Annotated in this window: 19 protein-coding genes; 10 read left to right on the top strand and 9 right to left on the bottom strand. The window is 67.1% G+C overall.

The window, feature by feature from the left end; genetic code table 11:
• Positions 1–353: 353 nt before the first annotated feature.
• From EP7_RS16600 to EP7_RS16590, 3 genes are all read right to left on the bottom strand, one after another.
• Positions 354–1,607, bottom strand: a complete 1,254-nt coding sequence (locus EP7_RS16600) for a pyridoxal phosphate-dependent aminotransferase (protein WP_463522651.1) — start codon at positions 1,605–1,607, stop codon at positions 354–356.
• A gap of 49 nt (positions 1,608–1,656) precedes the next feature.
• Positions 1,657–2,397: a hypothetical protein gene (locus tag EP7_RS16595; protein WP_463522649.1), complete on the bottom strand. Its 741-nt coding sequence runs from the start codon at positions 2,395–2,397 to the stop codon at positions 1,657–1,659.
• Positions 2,398–2,651: 254 nt separating this feature from the next.
• Positions 2,652–4,559 carry a hypothetical protein gene (locus EP7_RS16590; RefSeq protein ID WP_463522647.1) on the bottom strand — a complete coding sequence of 636 codons (1,908 nt, stop codon included), beginning with the start codon at positions 4,557–4,559 and terminating at the stop codon, positions 2,652–2,654.
• A gap of 243 nt (positions 4,560–4,802) precedes the next feature.
• On the opposite strand from EP7_RS16590, the gene topA reads away from it, so the two are divergent.
• Both topA and EP7_RS16580 read left to right on the top strand, forming a co-directional pair.
• Positions 4,803–7,580 carry a type I DNA topoisomerase gene (gene topA, locus EP7_RS16585; protein WP_463522645.1) on the top strand — a complete coding sequence of 926 codons (2,778 nt, stop codon included), beginning with the start codon at positions 4,803–4,805 and terminating at the stop codon, positions 7,578–7,580.
• A 112-nt stretch (positions 7,581–7,692) separates the two neighbouring features.
• Complete coding sequence (locus tag EP7_RS16580) at positions 7,693–7,971, top strand: glutaredoxin family protein (protein ID WP_463522643.1); 279 nt, start codon at positions 7,693–7,695, stop codon at positions 7,969–7,971.
• Between the two features lie 15 nt (positions 7,972–7,986).
• On the opposite strand, the gene acpS is transcribed toward EP7_RS16580, so the two are convergent.
• A complete protein-coding gene (acpS, locus tag EP7_RS16575) occupies positions 7,987–8,436 on the bottom strand; it encodes a holo-ACP synthase (protein WP_463522641.1) in 450 nt (149 codons plus the stop codon).
• 351 nt (positions 8,437–8,787) lie between these two features.
• Here acpS and EP7_RS16570 point away from each other — a divergent pair, with 351 nt between their 5' ends.
• The 8 genes from EP7_RS16570 (at position 8,788) to EP7_RS16535 (ending at position 17,929) form a co-directional block, all read left to right on the top strand.
• Entirely contained in the window at positions 8,788–11,037 is a 2,250-nt protein-coding gene (locus EP7_RS16570) for an ATP-dependent helicase (protein ID WP_463522639.1), read from the top strand.
• 74 nt (positions 11,038–11,111) lie between these two features.
• Positions 11,112–11,855 (top strand): pyridoxine 5'-phosphate synthase, encoded by a 744-nt coding sequence (locus tag EP7_RS16565; protein WP_463522637.1) that lies wholly within the window; start codon positions 11,112–11,114, stop codon positions 11,853–11,855.
• Positions 11,856–11,892: 37 nt separating this feature from the next.
• On the top strand, positions 11,893–12,834 hold the full coding sequence (dapA, locus tag EP7_RS16560) for a 4-hydroxy-tetrahydrodipicolinate synthase (RefSeq protein ID WP_463522635.1): 942 nt from the start codon (positions 11,893–11,895) through the stop codon (positions 12,832–12,834).
• Between the two features lie 196 nt (positions 12,835–13,030).
• Complete coding sequence (locus EP7_RS16555) at positions 13,031–13,435, top strand: ArsR/SmtB family transcription factor (RefSeq protein ID WP_463522633.1); 405 nt, start codon at positions 13,031–13,033, stop codon at positions 13,433–13,435.
• 251 nt (positions 13,436–13,686) lie between these two features.
• Positions 13,687–14,424 (top strand): OmpH/Skp family outer membrane protein, encoded by a 738-nt coding sequence (locus tag EP7_RS16550; protein WP_463522631.1) that lies wholly within the window; start codon positions 13,687–13,689, stop codon positions 14,422–14,424.
• Between the two features lie 171 nt (positions 14,425–14,595).
• Positions 14,596–15,918, top strand: coding sequence for a UDP-3-O-acyl-N-acetylglucosamine deacetylase (gene lpxC, locus EP7_RS16545; RefSeq protein WP_463522629.1), 1,323 nt, complete (start codon positions 14,596–14,598; stop codon positions 15,916–15,918).
• A gap of 72 nt (positions 15,919–15,990) precedes the next feature.
• Positions 15,991–16,797 carry an acyl-ACP--UDP-N-acetylglucosamine O-acyltransferase gene (lpxA, locus tag EP7_RS16540; protein ID WP_463522627.1) on the top strand — a complete coding sequence of 269 codons (807 nt, stop codon included), beginning with the start codon at positions 15,991–15,993 and terminating at the stop codon, positions 16,795–16,797.
• A gap of 1 nt (position 16,798) precedes the next feature.
• Complete coding sequence (locus EP7_RS16535) at positions 16,799–17,929, top strand: Gfo/Idh/MocA family oxidoreductase (protein WP_463522625.1); 1,131 nt, start codon at positions 16,799–16,801, stop codon at positions 17,927–17,929.
• A gap of 120 nt (positions 17,930–18,049) precedes the next feature.
• Here the strand turns inward: EP7_RS16535 and EP7_RS16530 are convergent, their stop codons facing one another.
• The 5 genes from EP7_RS16530 to EP7_RS16510 all read right to left on the bottom strand — a co-directional run bounded on the left by EP7_RS16530 (position 18,050) and on the right by EP7_RS16510 (position 24,210).
• The gene (locus tag EP7_RS16530; RefSeq protein ID WP_463522623.1) at positions 18,050–18,406 is read right to left on the bottom strand and encodes a hypothetical protein; all 357 of its coding nucleotides are present in this window, start codon (positions 18,404–18,406) and stop codon (positions 18,050–18,052) included.
• A gap of 436 nt (positions 18,407–18,842) precedes the next feature.
• Complete coding sequence (locus tag EP7_RS16525; RefSeq protein WP_463522621.1) at positions 18,843–21,872, bottom strand: PVC-type heme-binding CxxCH protein; 3,030 nt, start codon at positions 21,870–21,872, stop codon at positions 18,843–18,845.
• 17 nt (positions 21,873–21,889) lie between these two features.
• Positions 21,890–22,480, bottom strand: coding sequence for a peptidase associated/transthyretin-like domain-containing protein (locus EP7_RS16520; protein WP_463522619.1), 591 nt, complete (start codon positions 22,478–22,480; stop codon positions 21,890–21,892).
• A gap of 91 nt (positions 22,481–22,571) precedes the next feature.
• A complete protein-coding gene (locus EP7_RS16515; protein ID WP_463522618.1) occupies positions 22,572–23,063 on the bottom strand; it encodes a carboxypeptidase regulatory-like domain-containing protein in 492 nt (163 codons plus the stop codon).
• Between the two features lie 103 nt (positions 23,064–23,166).
• Positions 23,167–24,210 (bottom strand): DUF1559 family PulG-like putative transporter, encoded by a 1,044-nt coding sequence (locus EP7_RS16510; RefSeq protein ID WP_463528430.1) that lies wholly within the window; start codon positions 24,208–24,210, stop codon positions 23,167–23,169.
• Positions 24,211–24,251 lie beyond the last annotated feature (41 nt).

Genomic DNA, 24,251 nt, shown 5'->3' with positions numbered 1-24,251 from the left:
TGACTTGTCGCAAATTCTCCACGCTCTCTTGACAATCGACCGAGTCTGACGCCATCGCATTGAGACCCGCTGCGCCTGGGGCGGATCGATCGAATCGGTGGGATGTGGCGGCGAGCAAAATCCCGGCGCAGCCCGGATCAAGCCATCGGGCGACGTGGCAATCGCGCGGGAGACAACCGACGAATGAGCACCTTCGAATGCACCGAACGAGACCACGGGCCAGAGGGCCCCACCTTGCCCGGCTGGGCAATGGAAACGACGTCAGCTCGGATCACTCACTCGATGGCGACTTGACCCCGGCCGGGGTCGGGGATCTCAGACCGTCAGTCCTGGCCCGGAGTTGATGCTGCCCATCAATATGGGGCGGTCGCGCGGTGTTCCGGGTGAAGGGCCAGGTAAGCGGCCACACGGGCGGTGTCGGCCAAGGCGCCGGGCAAGAAGGCGAGGGCCCGGGCGATCCGGTCGTCGGGCTCGGCGCAGCTGAAGCGGAGGAAGCCGGCTCCGGCGGGGCCGAAGCATTCTCCACCGAGGCAGGCGACCCCGAAGGCGTCGTCGGCGCCTTCCAGGAGGTAGAGGGCCAGGCCGTGGGAGGTGATGCCCAGGCGATTGCAGATGGGCCGGACGTCGGGGAAGACGTAGAACGTCCCCACCGGCTCCCGGACTGTCAGGCCATCGATGAGGGCAAGGCCACGGGTCAGGGTCTCGACCTTGGTGCGGAACTTGGACATCGTCGCGTCGCGGTCCGGCCTGTCGCGCTCGAGTGCGGCGATGGCCCCCCGCTGGACGAACGGGGGGCTGCACGACGCGGTGGTGTTGATCAGCTTGCCGATTGCGTCGACCACGTCGGGGTGGGCCACCGCGAAGCCGATACGCCAGCCGCTCATGCTGTATGACTTGCTGAACGTGTAGGCCGCCACAGTCTGGTCGAGCATCCCGGGCAGCGCGGCGATCGACTCGTGACGGCCGTCCCAGATCATGTGGCAGTAAGGCTCGTCGGAGAAGACCATCAGGTCGGTGCCTCGGACGACGTCGGCGATCTCCTCCAGGTCTTCGAGCGTGGCCACGCCGCCGGTGGGGTTGTGCGGCGAGTTCAGGAAGATGGCCCGGGGGCTGGGGTCGGTCTCCAGGAAGCGCCTGACAGACTCGGCCCGGGGGCGGAATTTGTCCTCGGCGCGGAGCGGTTCCAGGACGGCTCGGGCCCCCCGGCGCTCGATGTTGGGCAGGTAGGTGGGGAAGTGCGGGCTGAAGACGAGCACGCCGTCGCCGGGGTCGAGCAGGGCTTCGGCAAAGTATTGCTCGAACGGCTTCGCGCCGGACGCGATGACCACGTTCTCGGCGCCGGCCCGGATGCCGAACTCGTCGCGGACCATCCGGGCGGCGGCGGCGCGGAACTCGGGCAGGCCCAGGCTCGGGCCATAACCGGTCTCGTTCTGCTCGATCGCGCGGATGCCGGCCGCCTTGGCGTGCGGCGGGCTGGGGAACGGGCTGTCGCCGATCTCCAGCTCCACGACGTCCTTGCCCTTCGCTTTCAGGGCCCTGGCCAGGGCCAGCACGGTGAACGCGGTCTCGGCGGTGAGGCCGCCCGCAAGTCGGCTCAGTCGCGGCATGGTCGGTCGTCGCCTCGTCGTGGATGGTCGCGGTCGCCCGACGCCGAGACTAACGCGCGGCGATCGCCCGTGCCATCGGCCGGACGATACGCGGGATGACGGCCGACTCGACGTACTTCTCGCCGATGGCACGCTGGCGGCGCAGGGAGTCGACGAACGAGTCGCCCGCCACGTTGTTCCAGTATTGCCTGACGGTGAAGTAGACGCTGATCTGGTCGTCGCCGAACTCGCCGGTGCGCACCTGGTAGGCGCTGGTGCGGGTCTCGATCGACAGCCGGGCCTGGAGCCGACAGCCGGGATCGAGGGCCAGCGTGATCGAGGGCTCGTAGTTGAGCACCGTCCCGCCGGTCTCAAGGACCCCTTCGAAGCCCGAACCGAGGCCGAGGGCCTCGACGACGATCTCGTCGTGGTTGCCTTCGTAGTTGAAGTCGAACCCGTACATCAGGTCGAGCGCCTCGCAGTCGAGCACGCTGAGGGTCAAGAGGTGGGGGGCCAGGTCGAGGACCATCTCGTGCTGACGGTAGGCCTCGTCCAGGCTCTCGGGATTCACATGCCCCGAACAGAGTCGGCGGGCCTCGATGGTCAGCCATCGGTAGGAGCCCGACTCCTTGTCCCCTTCAAGGACGAGGTCGTCGTTCTCCCTGGTGTAGAAGTTCTGCAAGTCGGGGAACGCCTTGCTCATTCGCTCATAGAAATGGAGCACGGTGTCGCGATTGTCGGGCAGCTCCATCTCGGTGCTGAGGTTCATGTTGACGAAGTATTCGTCGGCCTCGTCGCTGTAAGAAGTCATCCAGATTGCCCCCGAAAGAGCCCGCTGCCAGCGGGGCGGGTGTCGCATCGGTCGTCGCAGATCAGGAGGATGTCCCGCCCGCCAGGATCGGAAAAATGATTCCGAAGCTGTTTTCACATAACGACTTACAGTAAAAAATCGGGGCCGCACGCCGGCGTCAATGGCCGGTTGCGGCTCCCGATACGAAACGAACCCGGGACATGCTCGCCGGCTCGGCCAAGGTATGGCCTGCCGGCGAGGGTTGGGTCATTGGATCAGAGACTGGCGGTCTGCGAGGCCGAGTTGGCGCGATCGGCCTCGTCCTCGGGCACCCAGTCGTCGGGCAGGCCGGCGTCCTTGCGGAGCTTGGCCATGAAGGTCTCGCCGGCGACGCGGGCCGCCTCGTTCATGGCCTCACGCTGATAGACGGCATAGGAGCTGACGCGGCCGAAGAGGTCGGAGAAGGCGGCGGGCGTCCGGCGATCGAGGGTCAGCACGTAGGCGATCGTCTTGGGGGCGTTCCAGCCGATGGCGACCTTCCCGGGCTCAAGGGCGAAGTAGTCGTCCCTGAGCGTCGGGCTGGGGTCGGGAAGCTCCAGGATCGTCGAGGGGGTGGGCGCCCCAGCGTCGAGGAACTGGCCCGGGATGGGCAGGCCCGGCTGAAGCTTGGGGACGGCGCCCGTGACAACGACCGGTCGGCCCTCGAACGTGGCCCCTTCGACCTTGCCCCCCGCCTTTCGAAGCTTCTCGGCAAGCTCGTCGGCGGCCTTCTGGGCCAGCGGGCGGGCCTGCTCCGACTTCCAGGCGAGCGTGACCTCGGCCTTCACCTCGTCGAGCGTGGGAACCCTCGGCGGGTTGTCCTGAGTCTTGAGCACGAGGAACCGGCGGCGGTCGGCGTCGGTGAATTCCATCGGCTCGTACAGGGCATTGCGAGCGTCGAACATCTCGTCGGCGAATTTCCGACCGCCGCTGAGCGGGCTAAGGCCCAGCTCGGCGTTGGCCACCTGGCCGTAGCGGCCCGCCTGCTCGCGGTCCAGCAGCGGGCTCTTCTCGTAGTTCAGCCCAGCCTTTTTCGCGACCGGCTCCAGGTCCGCCGGCTTGGGGAGTGTGGTGGTGGGGGTCTCGCCGTTCTTCTGGGCGTCCTTGATCTCGTCGATCGCTTCCTGATACTTGTCGGCGAACGGGATGAGCACCTCATCCTTCAAGGCGGTGAACTTGGCGGAGATGTCGGCCTGGGCCTTTTCCTCGGCCAGGCTGTTGGCCAGCCCGTCCTTCACCTCGTCGAACGACTGGTAGAGGACCGGGGTGAGGTCCGCTCCGTCCTTGAAGATCTCGGCGGGCAGCTCCGAAGGGATGGCGAACTCGTCCTTGCGGCCGTCGTAGCTGACGCGGAGCTCGGCATCGGTCAGGGTCGGCCGGATCTGCCTGGCGAGTGCCGCGCCGTCGATGCTGAGGATCTCGGCCTGGATCTGGCGGGGGACCTTGAAGCCGGGCGTCTCGCTCGAGGGGTCCGGCAAGGCGTCCTTATACTTGTCGAAGAAGGCCTGCAGCTCGGCCGGGGAGGGATCCTTGATCGACTTGAGATAATCGGCCGTGGCCACGCTGATGACCTTGGCCGAGACGCTCTCGGACTGATCCCGATAGGAGCGGAAGACGTCGAAGGGGGTCACCATCGTGCCGGCCATGAGCCGGGGGACCTGGGTCAGCCTGACCTGCGATGAGATGGCCGAGAGGGCCTGCTCGCCGGTGATCTGGTCGGCGAACCCCGCCATCACCACGTCGAAGAGCTCGCGGGTCATCCGGTTGTTGGTGACCTGCTTGAGCCAGTCGCGGGCGACCTGCGGCGAGTCGGGTAGGCCCAGGCGATCGGCCTCGTGGCGTAAAATAAGCCCGGAGACCAGGTCACGGGTACTGTAGCCGCCGAAGGGGGTCAGGCCGGGGTTGCCGACAATCTGGCCGACGAACATGTTGGCGAACCGCCGATCCTGGGCCAGCTTGGCCAGGTCGGAGCGGTGGACATCGCTGCCGTAGAGCCGGGCGACGACCGGATCTCCGCCATTGGGCCCCTCGGCCGGGCTGAAGAACCTGGGTAGGCTATCGGCCAGCACGAAGCTGATCATGGCCATGATGCCGAAGACAGCCAGGAGTTTCTTCTGGTGTTGACGGAAGACGGAGAAGGGCATGAGGTTATCTCGACGCGGTGGATTCTGGGGCGGGCCTCGCCCGATGCCGGCCCCCTTGACAGGCGCCGATACCCTAGCTATTTGAAGGGCGCGACTTCCGAATCGCCGGCCTCTCTTGAAGTGTAACAACACGCATCGCCGCAGCCAAGGCAGACCGGGCCCCGCCCCGGAAACCGGCCGGCCCCCGTGGCTCGACCGTCGGTGGCCTCAAGTCGTTTGCTGCATCAATGATAGGAAGACATCGTGGCCCGCAAGTCCGCCAAGTCTGAGACCGAACCGGGGTCCGAGCCGACCCCTAAACGAACGACCAAGAAGGCCCCGGCCAAGCCGAAGGCCGCGACCAAGCCCGCGACCAAGCGCGTCGCCAAGCCCAAGGTGGCCAAATCCGACGCGGACAGCACACCGAAGGGTGGCCGCAGCCTGGTCATCGTCGAGAGCCCCAAGAAGGCCAAGTCGATCGGCAAGTTCCTCGGCCCTGCCTTCGTCGTCAAGGCGAGCATGGGCCACGTCCGCGACCTGCCCGAGCGAGGCAAGGTCCGAGACCTGGGCATCGACGTCCTCAACGGGTACGTCCCCAGCTATGTCGTGCCCGACAAGAAGAAGGCCACCGTCGTCGACCTGAAGAAGGAAGCCGACCGCGCCTCGATGGTCTACCTGGCGACTGACCCCGACCGCGAGGGGGAGGCCATCGCCTGGCATCTTCAGGAAGCCCTGGGACTGCCCGACGACCGCGTCAAGCGCGTGATGTTCTACGAGATCACCGAGAAGGCCGTCAAAGAGGCGTTCAATCACGCCGGCCCGATCGACATGGACAAGGTCAACGCCCAGCAGGCCAGGCGGTTCCTCGACCGCTTCGTCGGCTATCAGCTCAGCCCCCTGCTCTGGAGCAAGGTGGCCCGCCACCTCAGCGCCGGCCGGGTCCAGTCGGTCGCCGTCCGCCTGATCGCCGAGCGCGAGGCCGAGATCAAGGCCTTCGTCAGCGAGGAATACTGGCGCATCTCCGCCACCGTCTCCCCGGCCGGGTCGACCGCCGAGTCCGACCGCTTCGAGGCCGAGCTGGCCGAGTGGAAGGGACAGAAGTTCAAGGCCGATAACGAGCTGGACGCGACGGCCGCACGCGACGCCCTTGTCACCGCCAGCTTCGCCGTCTCCTCCGTCGAGGAGCAGGAGAAGCTCGACAAGGCCGACGCCCCGTTCAAGACCAGCACGCTCCAGCAGCAGTCGGTCATCCGCCTGCGGTTCTCGGGCAAGCGGACGATGAAGATCGCCCAGGAGCTATACGAAGGCATCGACGTCGGCGGCGACGGGCCCACCGGGCTCATCACCTACATGCGTACCGACAGCTTGCGGGTCTCCGAGGACTCGATCGCCGGCGTCCGCGAGATGATCGCCAAGCAATATGGCGACCGCTACGTGCCCGCCAAGCCGAACCGATATGCCGCGAACAAGCAGGCGCAAGAGGCCCACGAGGCCATCCGCCCGACCGACCTGTCGCTCGACCCCGAGTCGATGCGGGGCAAGCTGTCGATCGACCAGTACAAGCTCTATTCGTTGATCTACAAGCGGTTCGTCGCCAGCCAGATGACCCCCGCGGTCTTCGCCGTGACGAACGTCCAGGTCCGCGCCGGCGAGGGGCTGTTCAAGGCCCAGGGCAAGATCATGAAGTTCGACGGCTACCGGCGGGCGCTGCCGCCGGCGGGCAAGCAGGAGGATGCGCTCCTGCCGAACGTCAGCCAGGGATCGGCCCTGGACATGCACTCGGTCGACCCGACCCAGCACTTCACCCAGCCGCCCCCCCGGTTCTCCGAGGCCACGCTGATCAAGGCCCTGGAAAAGGAGAACATCGGCCGGCCGAGCACGTACGCGCCGATCATCCAGACGATCCAGGACCGGCTCTACGTCGAGCAGAAGGACCGGAAATTCTTCGCCACCGACCTGGGGATGATCGTCACCGAGCTATTGGTCAAGCACTTCCCCAAGATCCTCGACCTGAAGTTCACGTCCCATATGGAGGACGAGCTCGACGGGATCGCTAGCTCCAACGTCGAGATGACCCGCGTTCTCGACGAGTTTTATCACCCCTTCCAGGAGGCCCTGAAAGAGGCCGAGACGAAAATGGAGAAGGTGCAGGTCCTGAGCAAGGAGCTCTGCCAGGACTGCAATGCCCCGATGGCGATCAAGTTCACCAAGACCGGCTCGTTCCTGGGCTGCACCCGCTACCCCGAGTGCAAGGCCACCCGCCCCATGGACGGCCAGGCCCGGCCCGCGGCGGTCGAGACCGAGCACAAATGCCCCAAATGCGGCAAACCCCTGATGCTCCGCGAGAGCAAGCGCGGGCCGTTCCTGTCGTGCTCGGGCTACCCAGGTTGCAAGGAGTCGTTCAACATCGACCCCGTGGACGGCAAGCCCGTCCCGTCGAAGATCGAGACCGAGCACGTCTGCGACAAGTGCGGCAAGCCGATGGCCTTGCGGACCGGCTCACGCGGGTCGTTCCTCGGCTGCACGGGCTACCCCAAGTGCCGCAACACCATGCCCGTGGATGATGCGGGCAAGCCGGTCGTGCCGGTGGCGGTGGACGTGAAGTGCGAGAAGTGCGGCGGGCCGATGGGCCTGAAGCAGGGACGCCGGGGTGCCTTCCTCGGCTGCCTGAACTATCCCAAGTGCCGGACCACCGCGCCCATTCCCGATGACCTGAAGGACAAGCTGGGCGACCTGGCCACCGCCGCCCCCGCCTCGGCATCGAGCGGCCCCGACCTCAAGTCGATCCAGGTCGACGAGACCTGCGAGGACTGCGGCAGCACGATGACCGTGCGCAAGGGACGCCGGGGCTACTTCCTCGGCTGTTCGAAATACCCCAAATGCAAGGGGACCCGCGAGCCCAGCGAGCTGAGCCTGGAGAAGATCTCGGCGGCCACCGGCGAGAAGCCCGAGCTACCCACCGACGAGGCGGCCGCGGCCGACTCCGACGTGGAACTCGACGTCGAAGTCGACGCCGAGGTGGAAGTTGACGGCGAAGATTGACCCCTCAGCCCGCCGCGGCGCGGCCTTTGCATCGTTGGAGGGCGAGGGGCGAGGATTCGCTCGCCTTCCCGAACGATGTAAAGGCCCCCGCGTGTGGGGAGAGGTGCTTCCCATGTCCCAGGCAAATGTGACCGTTTACGGATCGACGACCTGCCCCGACACCACCAGAGCCACCGCCCTGCTGCACGCCAAGCAGATCCCTTTCGAGTTCAAGGATGTCGACGAGTCGCCCGAGCTGAACGAATATCTGGCCGACCTGAACGGCGGCAAGCGGGTCTTGCCGACCATCCGGATTAACAACGAGACCCTGTTCAACCCGGGCCCCGACGAGCTTCGCCGGGCCGTCGACCAGGCGACCGAGGTGGCCACCGGCGCGACGCCTGGCGCCTGAACGGCGCCGGGCCCGTCAGTAACCCTCGGGCTCGTCGGGCTCCCGGCCCGCTTCGAACAGCGAGCCGGGAGCCCCCCCGACCCCGCCGGCCATCGCGAGCGCGAAGGCCGTGGCGTACGTCCGGCAGTGCGAGATCGAGACCACGATGTCGCCGATCCCGCGGCCGATCGCGGCGTCCTTGGCACCTCCGCGGACGTGGACCTTAGGCGCGCCGCCCGGCAGGTTCCGGACTTCCAGGTCCGTCCAGGCGATTCCCCGAGCCCAGCCGGTCCCCAGGGCCTTCAGGATTGCCTCCTTGGCGGCCCATCGCCCGGCGAAATGCTCGATCGCGTGCTTGCGTGCATTGCAGTAGCGAATCTCCCGGTCGGTGTAGACCCGACGCAGGAAGACCTCTCCGTGCGTCTCGATCATCTTGCCGATCCGCGGGCATTCGATGATGTCGGTGCCGATTCCCAGGATATTCATCGAACGGCTACTCCCGTGGGCGGGCGCTCTTCGCGTACATGTCTTCGATTGTCGGCCGCCGCGGGCGATGCGGGAGCACCGGCCTCGCGTCGAGCCAGTTTATCGACCGGGTCCCGGCCTGGCCAATGCCGGACGGCGCCCCGCGGCGGCAAGATGCGCCGATTTTGCGACGAACGATTGCTCATGCAACCACGGTTCGATGGGTCATCCGGCCATGACGGGCCCGCATATGGTCGATGTTCCTGTCGCGGCAAGGCCATTCGTCGGCTATAGTCTGGGTATCCGCGACCGGCGGCCCCGGCCCGATGGTTCGCGCCCGCCGCCCCGTACACGTCTCGGGTAGATCGCTTCATGGATCCGAATAGCGACCTGACAGCAGCCCAGCGCGAGGCCGTCGCCCACGTCGACGGCCCCCTGCTCGTCCTCGCAGGCGCCGGCTCGGGCAAGACTCGCGTGATCACCAGGCGGGTCGCCAACCTGCTCTCGCGGGGCGTCCACGGTTCGAACATCCTGGCCCTCACCTTCACGAACAAGGCGGCCGGCGAGATGCGCCAGCGCATCGAGGCGCTGGCGCCCGACTCCAAGGTCTGGGTCGGCACCTTCCACGCCCTCTGCGCCAGGCTCCTGCGGTCATACGCCCCCCTTGTGGGCCTTGACCGATCCTTCACAATCTACGACCAGTCGGACCGACTCAGGGCGGTCAAGTCGGCCGTCGAGCGGCTCGACCTCGCCGCCGCGGGGGTCACCCCCGAGCGGATCGACTCGATCATCAGCCGGGCCAAGAACGACCTGATCACCCCCGAGTTGATGGCGAAGCGAGCCGGCGACCACGTCGCCGCCGTGGCCGCCAAGGTCTACGCCGAATATCAGAAGAAGCTCGTCGAGTCCTCGGCCGTCGATTTCGACGACCTGCTGGTCCACCTCGTCACAATTCTGAAATCTCACCCGGATGTGCGCAAAACCCTCGACGCCCGGTTCCGCTATATCCTGGTTGACGAGTATCAGGACACCAACATCGCGCAATATGGGATCATCCGTGCCCTCTCGCGCGACACGCCCAACCTATGCGTCACCGGCGACCCCGACCAGTCGATCTACGGCTGGCGCGGGGCCAATCTCAACAACATCCTCGAATTCGAGCACGACTACCCGGGCAGCAAGGTCGTCAAGCTCGAGCAGAATTATCGGAGCACGAAAAATATCTTGAGGGTGGCCGATTCCCTCATCCGTCACAACCGAAAGCGCAAGCCGAAATCGCTCCTGACTGAGAACGCCGACGGCGACCAGGTCAACCTGACCACCTACGCCGCCGAGGCCGACGAGGCACGCGGCGTGGCATCGAAGATCGTCGAGCTCGTCAGAGAAGGCAACCGGACCTACGCCGACATCGCCATTTTCTGCAGGATTACGGCCTTGACCCGAGGCCTGGAGGCCGCGTTGCGAGCCGCCAAAATCCCCTATCAGATCATCGGCGGTGTCTCCTTTTATCAGCGTCAAGAGATCAAGGACGTCCTCTCCTACCTGAATCTCCTGTCGAACCCCAAGGATGACGTCGCCTTTGACAGGGTCGTGAACGTCCCCCCCCGCGGGCTGGGCAAGACGACCCTGGGACGGCTGTCGGAACGGGCCAGGGCGCTCTCGCTGCCGATGCTGGCGATGGCCCGCGAGGGGGCCTCGATCCCCGGCATGAAGGACAAGGCCGCGCGATCATTGCGCGACTTCGCCATGCTGATGGACGAGCTGAACACGCTCCGCGATCACCCCTCCGAGGAGGTCATCCGCCGGCTGCTGACCCTGACCGGATACCGCGAGGCGCTGGCCGAGGACAAGTCCGGCGGCGGCGAGGACCGGCTGGCCAACATCGACGAGTTGATCACCGCGGCGCGTGCCTTCGATCAGGAGCACCCGGGCTCGTCGATCCTCGACTTCCTCGAGGATATCAGCCTGGCCTCGGCCGTCGATCGCTGGGACGACGGCAAGGGGGCGGTCGCCCTGATGACCCTGCACGCGGCCAAGGGGCTTGAGTTCCCCGTCGTCTTCATCGTCGGCATCGAGCAGAACCTGCTGCCGCACTCGCGAGCCCTGGAGAGCGACTCCGAGATGGAGGAAGAGCGTCGGCTCTTCTTCGTCGGGATCACCCGGGCCGAGCGCGAACTCTATCTCAGCCACTGCCGGATCCGCGACTTCCGGGGCCAGCGCCAGGTGGCCATCCCCTCGCCGTTCCTGGCCGAGCTTCCCGAGGAGAGCATCGATCATGTCGACCTCTCGGAGCGCGATTCGCTCAGCTTCCGCGCGAGCTGGCCGTCGGCCCCGCCGCAGAAGCGCGAGCCGACCACGCCCACCCCGAGCCGCAGGCCCCCGTCGGAATTCCGCCTGACCACCGCCGCAGCCCTTGCGGGCCTTCCGCAGGCCCGCGCCCCGGAAGACATCGACGCACTTCGGCCGGGAGTCTCGGTCATTCACCCCCAATATGGCATCGGCCGGCTGGTCGCCGTCGACGGCGCCGGGCCGAATCGCAAGGGTCGCGTCGCCTTCACCATCGGCGGGGAACGGACGTTCGTCCTGGCCCGGTCGCCCCTGCGAGTGGTGGCAAGCCGCTGACGATGCCCCCCCCATTCGAACGCAGGCCGGGACCTCCCCGCGGGGCTCGCCGGCCGACCCAGAGGAGACGAATCATGCCGCGCCTGGGCGTCAATATCGACCACATCGCCACCATCCGGCAGGCACGCGGCGGCCGGCTGCCCGACCCCGTGCACGGCGCCGTAATCGCCGAGCTCGCGGGCGCCGACGGGATCACGATCCATTTGCGAGAGGATCGCCGGCACATCCAGGACCGCGACCTCCGCGTCTTGCGCGAGACGATCTCGACGCGCCTGAATCTGGAGCTGTCGCTGGAGCCCTCGATCATCGACCTGGCGATCGCGGCCCGCCCCGACCAGCTGACCTTCGTGCCCGAGCGCCGCGAGGAGCTGACCACCGAGGGGGGCCTCGACGTGGTCGGCCAGCGCGCCCGGGTCTCCGCCGCCGTGGCCCGCTGCCGCGCGGCGGGGCTCGAGGTCAGCCTCTTCATCGACCCGCACCCCGATCAGGTCGCGGCCTCGGCCGACTGCGGCGCACAGGCCGTCGAGCTGCACACCGGCCGCTACGCCGACGCGTCGACGGCAGAGGCGAGGGACGCTGAATTTGGCGATCTTTCGCGGGCTTCGGCCTCGGCCCTGGGACTCGGACTGCTGCTCCACGCGGGCCACGGATTGGATTATCTGAACGTGACCCGCGTGTCCGAAATTGGCGGGATGACTGAGTTAAACATCGGTCACAGCATTATTGCTAGGGCGATCATGGTCGGCCTGGATCGCGCCGTGGGCGAGATGAAAGCGCTCATGCATGGACAAAGGCCTCGTGGGGTCACGCAATTCTGAGGGACATACACTTCCCTTTTAAGGATTTGCTTCTATCATGTTGACATCTGACACCAAGGGGATCAGCGTGGGCGACGAACGACGATCAAAGGGGCGGGCTTTCGCGGGGTGCACCGTCGCCCTCGTCACCCCATTTCGCGACGGCGATTTGGACGAGGTCGCCCTCGGCCGGATGGTCGACTGGCACCTCGAGCAGGGGACGCCGGTCCTGAGCCCCGTGGGGACGACCGGGGAGAGCCCGACGCTCTCGCACGACGAGCACGAGCGCGTCGTCGGGTTGGTCGTCGAGAGGGCCGCGGGCCGGGCCAAGGTGATCGCCGGCACGGGTTCGAATTCCACGTCCGAGGCGGTCCGGCTGACCAAGTTCGCCGCCCGTGCCGGGGTCGACGCCGCCCTGATCGTCGGGCCCTACTACAATCGCCCGACGCAGGAAGGGCTCTACGCCCACTTCGCCAAGATTGCCGAGGCAACGGATCTACCCATCGTCTTGTACAACATTCCTTCAAGAACCGGGCGCGACATCGAGGCCGACACCGTCGAGCGGCTCTCGAAGATCGCCCCCATCGTGGCAATGAAGGAGGCCAGCGGCTCCCTCGACCGGGTCAGCGAGCTGGTCAGCCGCACCGACCTGACGCTCCTCTCCGGCGATGACAGCCTGACCCTGCCGATGATGGCAGTGGGCGGTGAGGGGGTGATCTCGGTCGCCGCCAACATCGTGCCGCGTGACGTCATGGCCATGGTGGCCGAATTTGCCCGCGGGGACGTTGTCGCGGCTCGCCGTCGGCACGCGAAGCTCTTCCCTCTCTGCCGCGACCTGCTAGGCCTCGCGTCGAACCCGATCCCGCTGAAGCAGGCCATGGCCCTGCTGGGACGCGGCAATGGCGAGGTCCGGTTGCCGCTCACCCCGCTCGACGAACGGTCGCGCGAGATTGTCCGCCGGAGCCTCATCGGCTACGGCTTACTCGAGGATGGCCGTTGATGCGGCGCATCCTTTGCTGTGTTCTTCCTCGATGAGTGGTCCGAACCACTCATCTTCAAACCATTGATTTGGCCGGCCAGGTCATCCGCGAGCATGACCGGCAGGGACTCTCAGCTGCTCGCGTCTCGGGGCTTTCCCGAGGCTCTGGTCCCGGGTCATCCGGGTTCTTTACTCCGATCCGTAAAGGTGAGCATCCATGGCACGGAAGACGACGACGAAAAAAGTGGGCGAGAGCACCGCGACCGCGGTCCAGACCATGCCTCCCGTCTCCGACTCCTCGGTACGCGAGCTGGCACAAGTCTTCAAGCTCCTCAGCGACGAGACCCGCCTCCGGATTCTCCTCTATTTGGCCCAGAATCAAGAGTTGCACGTCACGGCCCTCTGCGACCGCCTCGGCCAGAGCCAGCCCGCCGTCAGCCACCACCTCGCCCTCCTGCGCGTCTCCGGGCTGATCGAATCCCGCCGCGAGGGGAAGCACAATTTCTACAGCGTCCGGACCGATCACTTCGGCGAGCTGCTCGAGAGCCTCTTCTCCGCCGCCGGCCCGATGCCGAGCAAGATCAAGTTCCAGGACTTCACGCTGAGCCTGCCCAACCGCTGAGCCGCCGATCGAGGCCGCCTGTTACAACGACTTCGCGGGGCGCGACGCCCCGCGTGTCGTCGTTGACAGACTCCTTACGAATCGATCCCCCCGATTCGTCCGGGTCGACTTGACCCTTTCTGCCGATTCCGACACGATATGCCCCGCCGTCGGTCAAGGCCTTCACCTTGATCTGCCAACGATGACGCTGGCGGCCGACGACAGCCCGGAAGCACAACCCGGCACTCTCGCATCGAAAAGGAGTTCGATCGATGTCCATCTCGGCGCGCGTGTCCTGGGCCCTCGGCTCGGGCTTGGGAGGCCTCTGCCTCGTCGTCGTCCCCGTCCTGGCGCAGCAGCCGGACGCCAAGGTGCAGAGGGTTGCCACCGGGGCCACCACCGCGGCCACCGCACCGCCCGCCCCTGCGGTGACGGTCCTGGGCACGATCGACCTGGAGGAAGCCCTCCGCAAGTACGACAAGTTCAAGGTCAACTCCGAGGAGTTCGCCGCGGCCGTCCAGGCCCGCAAGGCCGACCTGATGCAGATCATGAATGACGCCAAGCTGGCCTCCGAAAAGATGTCCAAGCTGGCGCCGTCGAGCCCCGACTACAAGAAGGTCGAGATCGAGATCACCAGCCTCGCGGCCAAGGGCGAGGCGATGAAGCAGCAGTCGCAGATGGAATTCGCCCGCCGCGAGGCGGAGTCGGTCGCCACCGTCTACAACGAGATCCAGGCGATGGTGGCCCGGGTGGCCCCCTATCGCAAGATCACGCACGTCATCAAGACGTCCAGCTCGCCGGTCAGCGGCAGCGACCCGGAGTCGGTCGGCCTGGCCATGTCAAAGGCGATGATCTACTCCGACCCTCGCAACGACATCACCAACGACGTCGTCCTCCACCTGAACAACGCCTATCGCCAGGCCGGCGGAGTCGCCCCCAAGCCCAGGGCCGCCGCCCCGGGCACGACGCCTGCCGCGCCGACCGCGCCTGCCGCAGGCCAGGGCCGCTAAACCGAACCGGCCGGGGCCCAGCTCCCAGGTCACAATGGACCACGACGCTCGATCGGCCAAGGCGGGCCAGATCGACCCGACCAGGGCCGGGCTGCGCACAGCGGCCCGGCCACGATCCGATCGAACGGCGTGGACAGGATCACCCAACACGGATGTAGGGGTCCGACTCGCATGCTCACCGCGAGCCGTCCGCAGCGCACGATCGCCCGCGAATCGTCGCTCAGCGGAGTCAGTTTCCTCTCGGGGCTCGACGTCAGGATGACGTTTCGCCCCGCCGAGACGGGAAGAGGCGTCGTCTTCGTGCGGTCCGACCTGCCCGGGTCGCCGTCGGTCCGCGCCCACGTCTCCAAGGTCATCCCCAGGCAGCGTCGCACGACCATCCAGGATGGCCCGGCCGTCGTCGAGATGGTCGAGCACGTCATGGCCGCGCTCTCGGGCCTCCAGATCGACAATTGCATCGTCGAGATCGACGGGCCCGAGACCCCCGGCTGCGACGGGTCGAGCCAGGCCTTCGTCGAGGCCCTGAACCACGCGGGCGCCTCCGACCAGGGCCAGCCCAGGTCGACCTACGTCATCGACCGGCCCGTCACGGTTCGCGAGGGGGACTCGATCCTCACCGCGCACCCCGGCGCCCCCGACCGCCTGGTGCTCTCGTACAACCTCGACTACGGCCGGCAGTCGCCCATCGGCAGCCAGAGTCGGTTCGTCGAGATCAGCCCGGAGAATTTCCGGAACGAGCTGGCCCCGAGCCGGACGTTTCTCCTCCAGTCCGAGGCCGACTCCCTGCGCAACGCCGGGGTGGGGAGCCGAACGACCTACTCCGACCTGCTGATCTTCGGGCCCGATGGCGTGGTGGGCAACACCCTCCGCTATCACGACGAGTGCGTGCGCCACAAGATCCTGGACATGGTCGGCGACCTGGCCATGCTGGGCGTCGACCTGGCCGGCCACGTCGTGGCCCATCGCTCGGGGCACGAGCTCAACGCCAGGCTGGTGCGCAAGCTGCTCGCCTCCGTCGAGAGGTCGAGCCAGAGCACGCGGATCGACGGCGGCCCGCGCGACTTCGCGGCGATTCGCCGGATCTTGCCGCACCGCTACCCCTTCCTGCTGGTCGACCGCGTGCTGGAGCTGACGCCGGGCCGGCGGGTGGTGGCGATCAAGAACGTCAGCTGTAACGAACCGTTCTTTCAAGGTCACTGGCCGGATCGGCCGATCATGCCCGGTGTGCTGATCGTCGAGGCGTTGGCTCAGGCCGCCGGCCTGATGATCGCCGAGAAGATCGACCCCACGGGCATGGTGGCCCTGATCGCGTCGATCGACGGCGTGAAGCTGAGGCGCCCGGTCATCCCGGGAGACCAGCTCCGCCTGGAAGTTGACGGGATCCGGATCAAGGAGCGGTCGGCCTCCGTCCAGGGCGTGGCCCGGGTCGACGGCCAGCTCGCGGCGGAAGCCAAGATCAAATTCGTGATGGTCGAGGCCGATCGGGCCGCTTGAGCGGGCGTCGTATCCGCCTGTCGCCCGCCGGGACGTCCGGCGCGGCGTGATCCCTGAGCGAGGAAGCGTCCAATGGCCACTCTCGTCGCCGATACCGCATGCGTCGACCCCCGGGCGGAGCTGGCCGACGACGTCGAAGTCGGCCCCTATTGCGTCGTCGGGGCCGACGTCAAGATCGGCCGGGGGACCCGCCTGATCGGTCACGTCTGCATCCTGGGTGTGGCCGACATCGGCGAGGGGAACGTCTTCAGCCCCTTCACCGTCATCGGCGGAGACCCGCAGGACTTCTCCTATCAGGGCTCCCCAACCCGGGTCTCCATCGGCGACCACAATATCATCCGCGAAGGCGTGACGATCAACCGCGGGACCGAGAAGGAAGACGGCGTCACCCGGATCGGTGACCACTGCTTCCTGATGGCCACCACGCATGTCGCCCACGACTGCAAGCTCGGCGACCGGATCACCATCGCCAATGGCACGATGCTCGGCGGCCACGTCCACATCGAGTCGCACGCCAGCGTCTCGGGCAGCGTGGCCGTGCACCACTACGCGTCCATCGGCGGCTACAGCTTCATCGGCGGCCAGTCGCGCATCGTCCACGACGTCCCGCCGTACATGCTCATCGACGGCAATCCATCGAAGGTCCGCTGCATCAACGTGGTCGGCCTGAAGCGCAACGGCATCGGCCCCGAGGGGATCGACGCGCTGCACGAGGCCCATCGCCTGATCTATCGCGCCAAGATGTCGGCCACCCACGCCGCCGAGATCCTCTCGTCCCACGGGCACATGACCCCGGAAGTGGCCCGCCTGCTCCGATTCATCAACGACCAGGCCGAGGGCAAGCACGGCCGGGCCCGAGAACGCATGAGAAAGGGCTGACATGCATCGCCTTCGCCTCGGAGTCGTCGGGGTCGGCCATCTCGGCCAGCATCACGCGCGGGTCCTCGCCTCCATGGACGACGTCCTGCTCGTCGGCGTCGCCGACTCCCGTCCCGATCAGGGCCGGGCCGTCGCTGACCGCTGCGGCACCACCTGGTTCGCCGACTGGCGCGAAATGCTCGACCAGGTCGACGCCGTGAGCGTCGCCGTCCCCACCTCGGCCCACCGCGAGGTCGCCGGCGAATTCCTCCGTCGCGGCCTCTCCGCAATGGTCGAGAAGCCGCTTGCGATCGACTCGATCGAGGGCGCAGAGCTCGTCGAGCTGGCCAGGACTTCGGGCGCCACGCTCCAGGTCGGCCACATCGAACGGTTCAACCCGACCCTCTCCGCGCTCGACGGCCTGGACCTCCGGCCGAAATACATCGCCGCGGAACGGCTGGGCACTTACACGTTCAGGTCGACCGACATCGGCGTCGTCCACGACCTGATGATCCACGACCTCGACCTGATCCTGTCCCTCATCGCGGCCCCCGTCCGCTCGGTCGAGGCCGTCGGCGTCAGCCTCTTCGGGACGCTCGAAGACGTGGCCAACGCCCGGATCGAATTCGAGGACGGTGCGGTGGCCAATATCACCGCGAGCCGCGCCAGCTACCAGGCCGTGCGCAAGATGCGTTTATATGGCCCCGAAGGCTACGCCACGCTCGACTTCGGCGCCAGGCAAGCCACGATCGTCCGGCCCTCGGAAGCCCTGCTCCGGGGCGATCTCCAGCTCGAAGGCGTCGACCTGTCCAGCCCGCCGGCCGTCAAGGATCACGTCTTCGGCACGGTGCTCCAGCCCGAGTCGATTCAGTGCTCGGGCCGGGAGCCGCTAGCCCTGGAACTCGAGGACTTCGTCCGCTCGATCCGCGCCCGGACCGCCCCCATCGTCTCGGGCGAGATCGCCCTCCGCGCGATGCGCCTGGCCGATCAGGTGGTCGACAGCATCAATCGGCACGCCTGGGAAGGGAGCGCCAGAGGCCCGATCGGCCCGCGCGGATTCCACGGCGGCGACCCCGCCGGATCGGTGCCGCCTCGCCCCAAATTCCTCACCTCTCGCGTCGGCCGCAAGGATGCCGTCAACGAGCAGGCCTGAGGCCTGGGCTCCTCGGCATCAACCCCCGAAACACGAGATGGCCGGCCCCTCGGGAGAGGGGCCGGCCATCGGCAAGAACGTCCGCGCCAACGCGCCGATCAGCTCCGATCGGGGGGCGAATCACGTCTTCGTGGCGATGACGCGGACGTTCTTGGGGTTAGGGCCGGGCTTGTCGCCCCGGCCGCAATTCTCGAAGGACTCGGCACGTTTCCGCGACGCATCGGCGACGACGATCTCGCCGCCGACCTTGCGACCCAGGGCCCGCACGGGGTTGCATCTGTTCATACGCTTGACGAACCAGACACTGCGATCGGCCATCCTCGAGTCGAAGTTGTCGGGGCGTTTGCAGCTCGCCGAGACGAACCGGGAGTCGTGGCGCTTCTCCTGCTCGCCGCGATAAGAGCACATGCCGAAGGTGGACTGCGGGTCGTCGTGCGTCCGCTCGCTCGGGGAGCAACGGACAGACGAGGTGCGCACGGATCCGAATCCCTGGACGCCGCGCACAATCGGGAAGGGACGCAGCCCGAGCCGATCGGGGCAGGTTGCAAAATCGACGGAGAAGCTCATCCCACCGTCGAGACGTGTCAGGACATCATAGAGAAGGCATCGAGGAAGTCTATGACTCCGGAGTCAGTTTTTCACCATTCGAAGACGGATCTTTGTCCGAAAACCACGATTTCCCGCAATAAAAGGCCATTCACGCCAAAGAAATTTTGCCGGCCTTCGAACTTCAAACAATCATTCTTGAATGGATCCGTCTCTGGCCGTCGAGACCCGCAAACCCTGGAGCTTGACGACGAGAAAACTCGGGATTGATGCCCCGAGGGGTCGCGCGACCCCTCGTCGACGCGATCGCGCGACTCAAACAATCATCAACTGATCCATGCCTCCCCGGGTGGTCCGAGGGTCGGCGTCAGCGTGCGGGCGGGCTCGATTGGAGGTAACGGAACAGGTCGCGGACCTGGCCTTCGTTCAGCTTGTCGAGGATCCCCTCGGGCATCAGCGACGTCTCCGAGAGCTTCAGCTCCTCGATCCCGTCGCGGGGGATGACCGTCTTCTGGCGGTTGGCGTCGAGCAGCGTGATCGCCGCCGGCGACTCCTCGACGATGAGTCCGGTGAGCACCCGGCCGTCGTCGATGGCAACCGTCTGCGCCTGGTATTCCTTGCGGATCACCGCCCCGGGGGCGACCAGGCTGGTGAGCAGGAAGTCGAGGTCGCCCCGCTCCGCGCCGGTGAGATCCGGGCCGATCGCGGTTCCCTCCCCGTGCAGCAGATGGCAGGTGGCGCAGTGCTCGCGGAAGACGAGCACACCCCGCTTGGGGTCGCCCTTGTCCCCTTCGGGCAGCATCCCCCGGACCTCGGCGATGCGTCGGGCCTTCTCCGCCGAGTTGGAGGTGGGCACGCGACCCCAGACCCCCTCGAGACGCGAGGTCAGGGCCGGATCGCTCAGCTGGGCGATCTTGATCACCTGCGCCGCCCTGATGTCCTTCACGGGGATCTTGCCCGCCTCGATCGCCCCGACCAGGGTGCCCGCCCAGCTCTTGCGGCTGCAAAGGACGTCGACGACGCGGTCGCGGATCGCCGCGGGAAGGCCCGGCACGAGGGCGACCAGGGCATCGGCGATCGCGGGGCGATCGTAGCCTCCGAGCGCCGCGACGGCGGCCGTTCGCGGCGCCTGGGCCTGATCGGAGCCGATCAGCTTAAGCAGGGCCACTTCCCCGGCAGGCTCAGGCCGCTGCCCGAGGATCTCGATCAGCGCGATGCGATCGACCTCGGGCGTGCCTCGCTCGCCGGCAAGAACGACGGCCCGGGCGTAGGCGTCGTCGACACCGAGCCGGATCGCCAGCCGAAGCTGGGCCACGCTCGGCGTGTCGGCGGCGGCCAGGGTGCGCATCGAGTGGGCCAGGGCCGGGGGGACCTCGTCGATTTTCCGCCCCTCCAGGCCCTTCTCCAATCCGGCGATGAGCCGGTCGACCTGATCGCGGCTCGGGGCCGCTTCGAGGAGCCGCGTCCAACGGCTGAAGTCGGCCTCGGTGCCGCGTGAACCGAGGGCCCGGGCCAGCCGCTCGAGCAGGATCTCGCGGACGATTGGCGATCCCTGGACGTCGCGGTCCGCCATCAAACCGACGACGTCATCGGCATGGTCGCCGAGATGCCGCTCCAGCGCCCACCAGAGCTGCATCGGGATGAACCGATCGCCGGCGTCCTCCGAGCGGCTTGCCAGCCTGCCCAGGATCGGCAGGGCGTCGGCGGTGTCCCAGCGCTGGCAGCTGGCCGCGAGTTGGGACCGGACGGTGGCGTCGGGGTCGTCCGAGGCGAGCGCCAGGAGCTTGCCCCGGAGCGTCGCGTTCATCCTCCGGTCGTCGCCGAGCAGCCGGACTGTCCAGCGCCTGACGGCGGCGACCGGGTGCGACAGGACTGACTCCGCGTAGGCGTCATCCAGGGCGCCGCAGATGTTGAGCATCCAGAGGTCGCGGCACGCCAGGGTCTCATCGCGGTCGTCGGCCAGCAGCGCCTTCAGCGCGGGGATCGCCCCGGGGTCGCGGCGATCGGCGAGGATCCGCCGGGCCTCCGCGGCGTACCAGTCATTGCGGCTGGTTCGCAGGGCGACCAGCTCGGCGGTGGACTTCGCCGCCAGGTCGAAGGGCGCCGTGGCCTTGCCGGCCCCGTGGGTGATCCGGAAGATCCGTCCGTTGGAACGGTCCCAGTTGTCGCGGGGATCGAGGTGGCTGGCCCGCTTGTCGTGCCAGTCGACCACATAGACGGCGCCGTCGGGCCCGACGAGATGGTCGACGGGCCTGAACCAGGGGTCGTGGGAATCGAGTAGGGTCCCGGCGAACTTGCCGGCGAAGGTCGACCCGTCCTGGGTCAGCGTGTGCCAGTACACGGCGTTGGCCAGCAGGTTCCCGCCGATGAAAGCGCCGTCGAACTCAGCCGGGAAGGCCCCGCCCTTGTAGATGATCCCGCCGGGCGTGACGTGCCCGCCAACCTTGGTGCCGACGTAGCGAATGGCGTCGAAGTAGCCGAACGTGTTGGGGTTATGCAGCGGCCCGTGCTTGGCGAAGCCCTTCCAGTAGTAGCCCCCCTGCACCATGTGGAACGCGATGAAGCCGCCGTTGGACGACCCGAAGAGGTTGCCCGTGCGGTCGAAGTCGAGCCCGTAGGTGTTCCCGCCCCCCTCGGCGAAGAGCTCAAAACGCTTGGACTCGACCTGATAGCGCCAGATGCCCTGCTGGAACTCGATCCCGCGGATCTTGGCGGTAACGGTACTCCCCTGCGCCCCATAGAGCCAGCCGTCGGGGCCCCAGGTCAGCGAATTGAGGGTGGCGTGGGCGTCCTGGAGGCCGAAGCCCGAGAGCAGGACCTCGGGGTCGCCGTCGGGCCGGTCGTCGCGGTCCTTGTCGGGATAGAAGAGCAGGTAAGGTGCCTGCCCGATGAAGACTCCGCCGCGGCCTACGGCGATGCCGGTGGCGAGGTTCAGGCCTTCCAGGAAGACCGTCGACTTGTCGGCCACGCCGTCGCCGTCGGTGTCCTCGAGGATCTTGATCCGATCGGCCCCGCGCGGGCCTTTGGGGGGCGGCTCGGGCACGCGGTCGTACTCGGTGCGCAGGAACTGGTCGACCTTGACCGGCTTCAGGCCCGCGGGGTTCGGATATTGGAGGTATTCGATCACCCACATCCGCCCGCGCTCGTCGAAGCAGGCCGCGACCGGCTGGCGGACCATCGGCTCCGAGGCGAAGACACCGGCGGAGATCCCCTGCGCCAGGGTCATCTTCGCCCGGGCTTGCTCCGGAGTCAGGCCGCCCACGCGAGGGGCCGCCGGGGGTGTCGGGCCCTGCCCGAGGGCGGCCGTCGCGCCACTGGTGAGGCAGAGAAGGGAGAGGATCATGGAGGAGCCGAGGCGGCGACCCCGCGGGCGAGAGCAGATCTGGGCAGTCGTCATCACCCGCGGGTCTCCGGTCACTTCGGTTCGGTCGATGGCGGTAGGTTCGGATCGGCGAGACCTGGACGATCGGGAGGAGGTTGCTCCGATTCCAGGTCTGCGTCGCCCAGCTTAACATCGGGGCCCGGCAAGAGCGGCCCCTCCAGCGGGAAATCGAAGGTGCCCCCCGCCGGGGGGACGACGGCGACCAGCGTGGTCACGCCCAGGTCGCTGTACTTCTTGGGCAGGCGCTCCTTGGCCTCGATTGCCTCCTTGGGCACCTGCAAGGCGCTGCGGGTCCCCAGATCGACGGGGCGACCGTCGGTCCCGATCAGATAGCTGACGGCGACCTTATATTTGCCCGGGGCGGTCCCACCGGGAAATGTGACATAGGTCAGGTCGTAGTGCCCGCCCTCTCGGACGTCGCTGACGGTCAGGCTCCCCTCTTCATCGATGGGCAGGAACGTGACGACGGCCCCGGCCAGCGGCTTCCCGTCGAGGGTGACCACCCCCGAGGTCGGGACACGCTTGGGCGACCTGGGGCGGGCGGAATCTGCGGAGCCCATCTCGCAGCCGGCCAGGAGGGTGCAGGCGAGGAGGGGCCACAATGCGGCGAGTCGATCGTTCAAGGGCGCTTCCCTCATAGTCGGCCATGGGAAGCGCGGCCGCGTCCCGCCGTCGCGGAGATGGGGGACGCGGCCGCGTCGGGATTCGTTCAGTTCACTTCTTGGAGGCGACCTTGCTGGCGGGGGCCTTGACGTCGAAGTCGAAGACGCCCCCCTGTTCCTTGATGTCGGCCGCGAAGTCCGACTTCGTCGCGCTGGAATACTTGCTGGGCAGGATTTCCTTGCGGATCCCCATCATCTCCTGCTGCACGCGGTCCATCTTGATCGCATCGGGAAGGACCATGCCGGGAGGGGCCTCGGCTTTCTTGCTGACGAGGACCTTGTACCGCCCCACGGCCAGGCCCGATCGGCCGTTGTACGTGGCGAGATAATTGCCATCGGGGCCGGACTTGTCGCGGCCGCCCGTGACGTCGGTGTTGGCTGGGTCGGGGACGAAGACGATTTCGGCATCGGCCAGCGGCTGGCCGTTCAGGGTCACCGTGCCCCTGACGGGCACGAGCGTTGGCCCGTCTTCGCCGCAGCCGGCCAGGACGGCCAATGAGCAGGCCGCCCCGGCGAGGGGTCGGAAAAGAAGCCTGCGAGCCATGATCGTGAACTCTCGACGGGGCCTGTTCGATCGGAGTACGGCCGGCAGCCGCCGGTGATCGGGCGGCGACCGGCCCCAGCATCAGTTCGACTCGGCCCGCGCCTCAGAGGGCGTCGGAGCTGACGATCTCGCCGCCGGAGATCGTCTGCACGGCCCACCAGGTGTAGGTGTTGACCGTGTTCTTGAAGAACCGGACGCTGCCGTCGCCCATGCCCATGTTCACGCCGCCGGGGTGGAGGCCGCTGATCCGCCAGGCATAGGGGAGATTCTGCGGGTTGGCGCTCTGCCCGTCGAACACCCAGCCCGCGTTCGGAACGGAGGTCGGGGCATTGGCATGCGTGGGCGGATAGACCACCGCGTGAGTGGACGTGTGCGTGCCCGAGCCCCAGTAAGGCCCGAAGTATTGGACCGAGTAGTCGGCCGTCCAGTCGAGCTTCTTCTGACGGATCTCGCCGACCATGCAGGTGTTGCTCAGCCCGTCGGTGACGCTGCCGAACGTGGTGGAGAGGTCGGTGAAGAACATCCCCCGATCGCTGTAGTTGGCCGAGGCCGGCGGGCAGTCGTATTCGGTGTACCTGCTGGACATCAGCCCGTAATTGCTGCGGCGGGCCTTCTGCATCGAGTAAGGCCCGAAGCCGGCGACGTCAAAGTCCTTCGACTCGGGAGGATTGTCCGAGGGGCACCAGAAGGCGGCGACCATTGAGCCGGTGACGGTCGTGTTGACCAGGGCATTGCCCGCCAGCGTCTTGTTGCCCGAGAGGAACCAGCTCAGGCTGTTCGACGACGCCTGGCTGAAGTTGTAGGCGTTGGATAGCGTCGACTGCTCCATCATGCTGAGGATCATGGTGAAGCCCGTCGTGTTGAGGATCCAGCCCGAGGGGAGGCCGTTGGAGGCGGGATAGTCGGCCCCGCAGCTCCCCGAGCGGATCTTGGCCGGCGGCAGGGCGCCGTTGGCACTCTCGTAATTGTGCATCGCCAGGCCGATTTGCTTCAGATTGTTGACGCACTGCGTCCTGCGGGCCGCCTCGCGGGCCGACTGGACGGCCGGCAGCAGCAGGGCGATCAGCACCGCGATGATTGAGATGACAACGAGGAGCTCGATGAGGGTGAAGCCTGCGCGGAGTCCGTGCGCACGATTTCGTCGAATCACGACTTGCTCCTCAGATGTGAGGGTGCAGACCAGCCGTT

Source organism: Isosphaeraceae bacterium EP7 (genome assembly GCA_038400315.1).
Classification (GTDB): Bacteria; Planctomycetota; Planctomycetia; order Isosphaerales; family Isosphaeraceae; genus EP7.
This window is presented reverse-complemented; position numbering and strand designations above follow the sequence as displayed.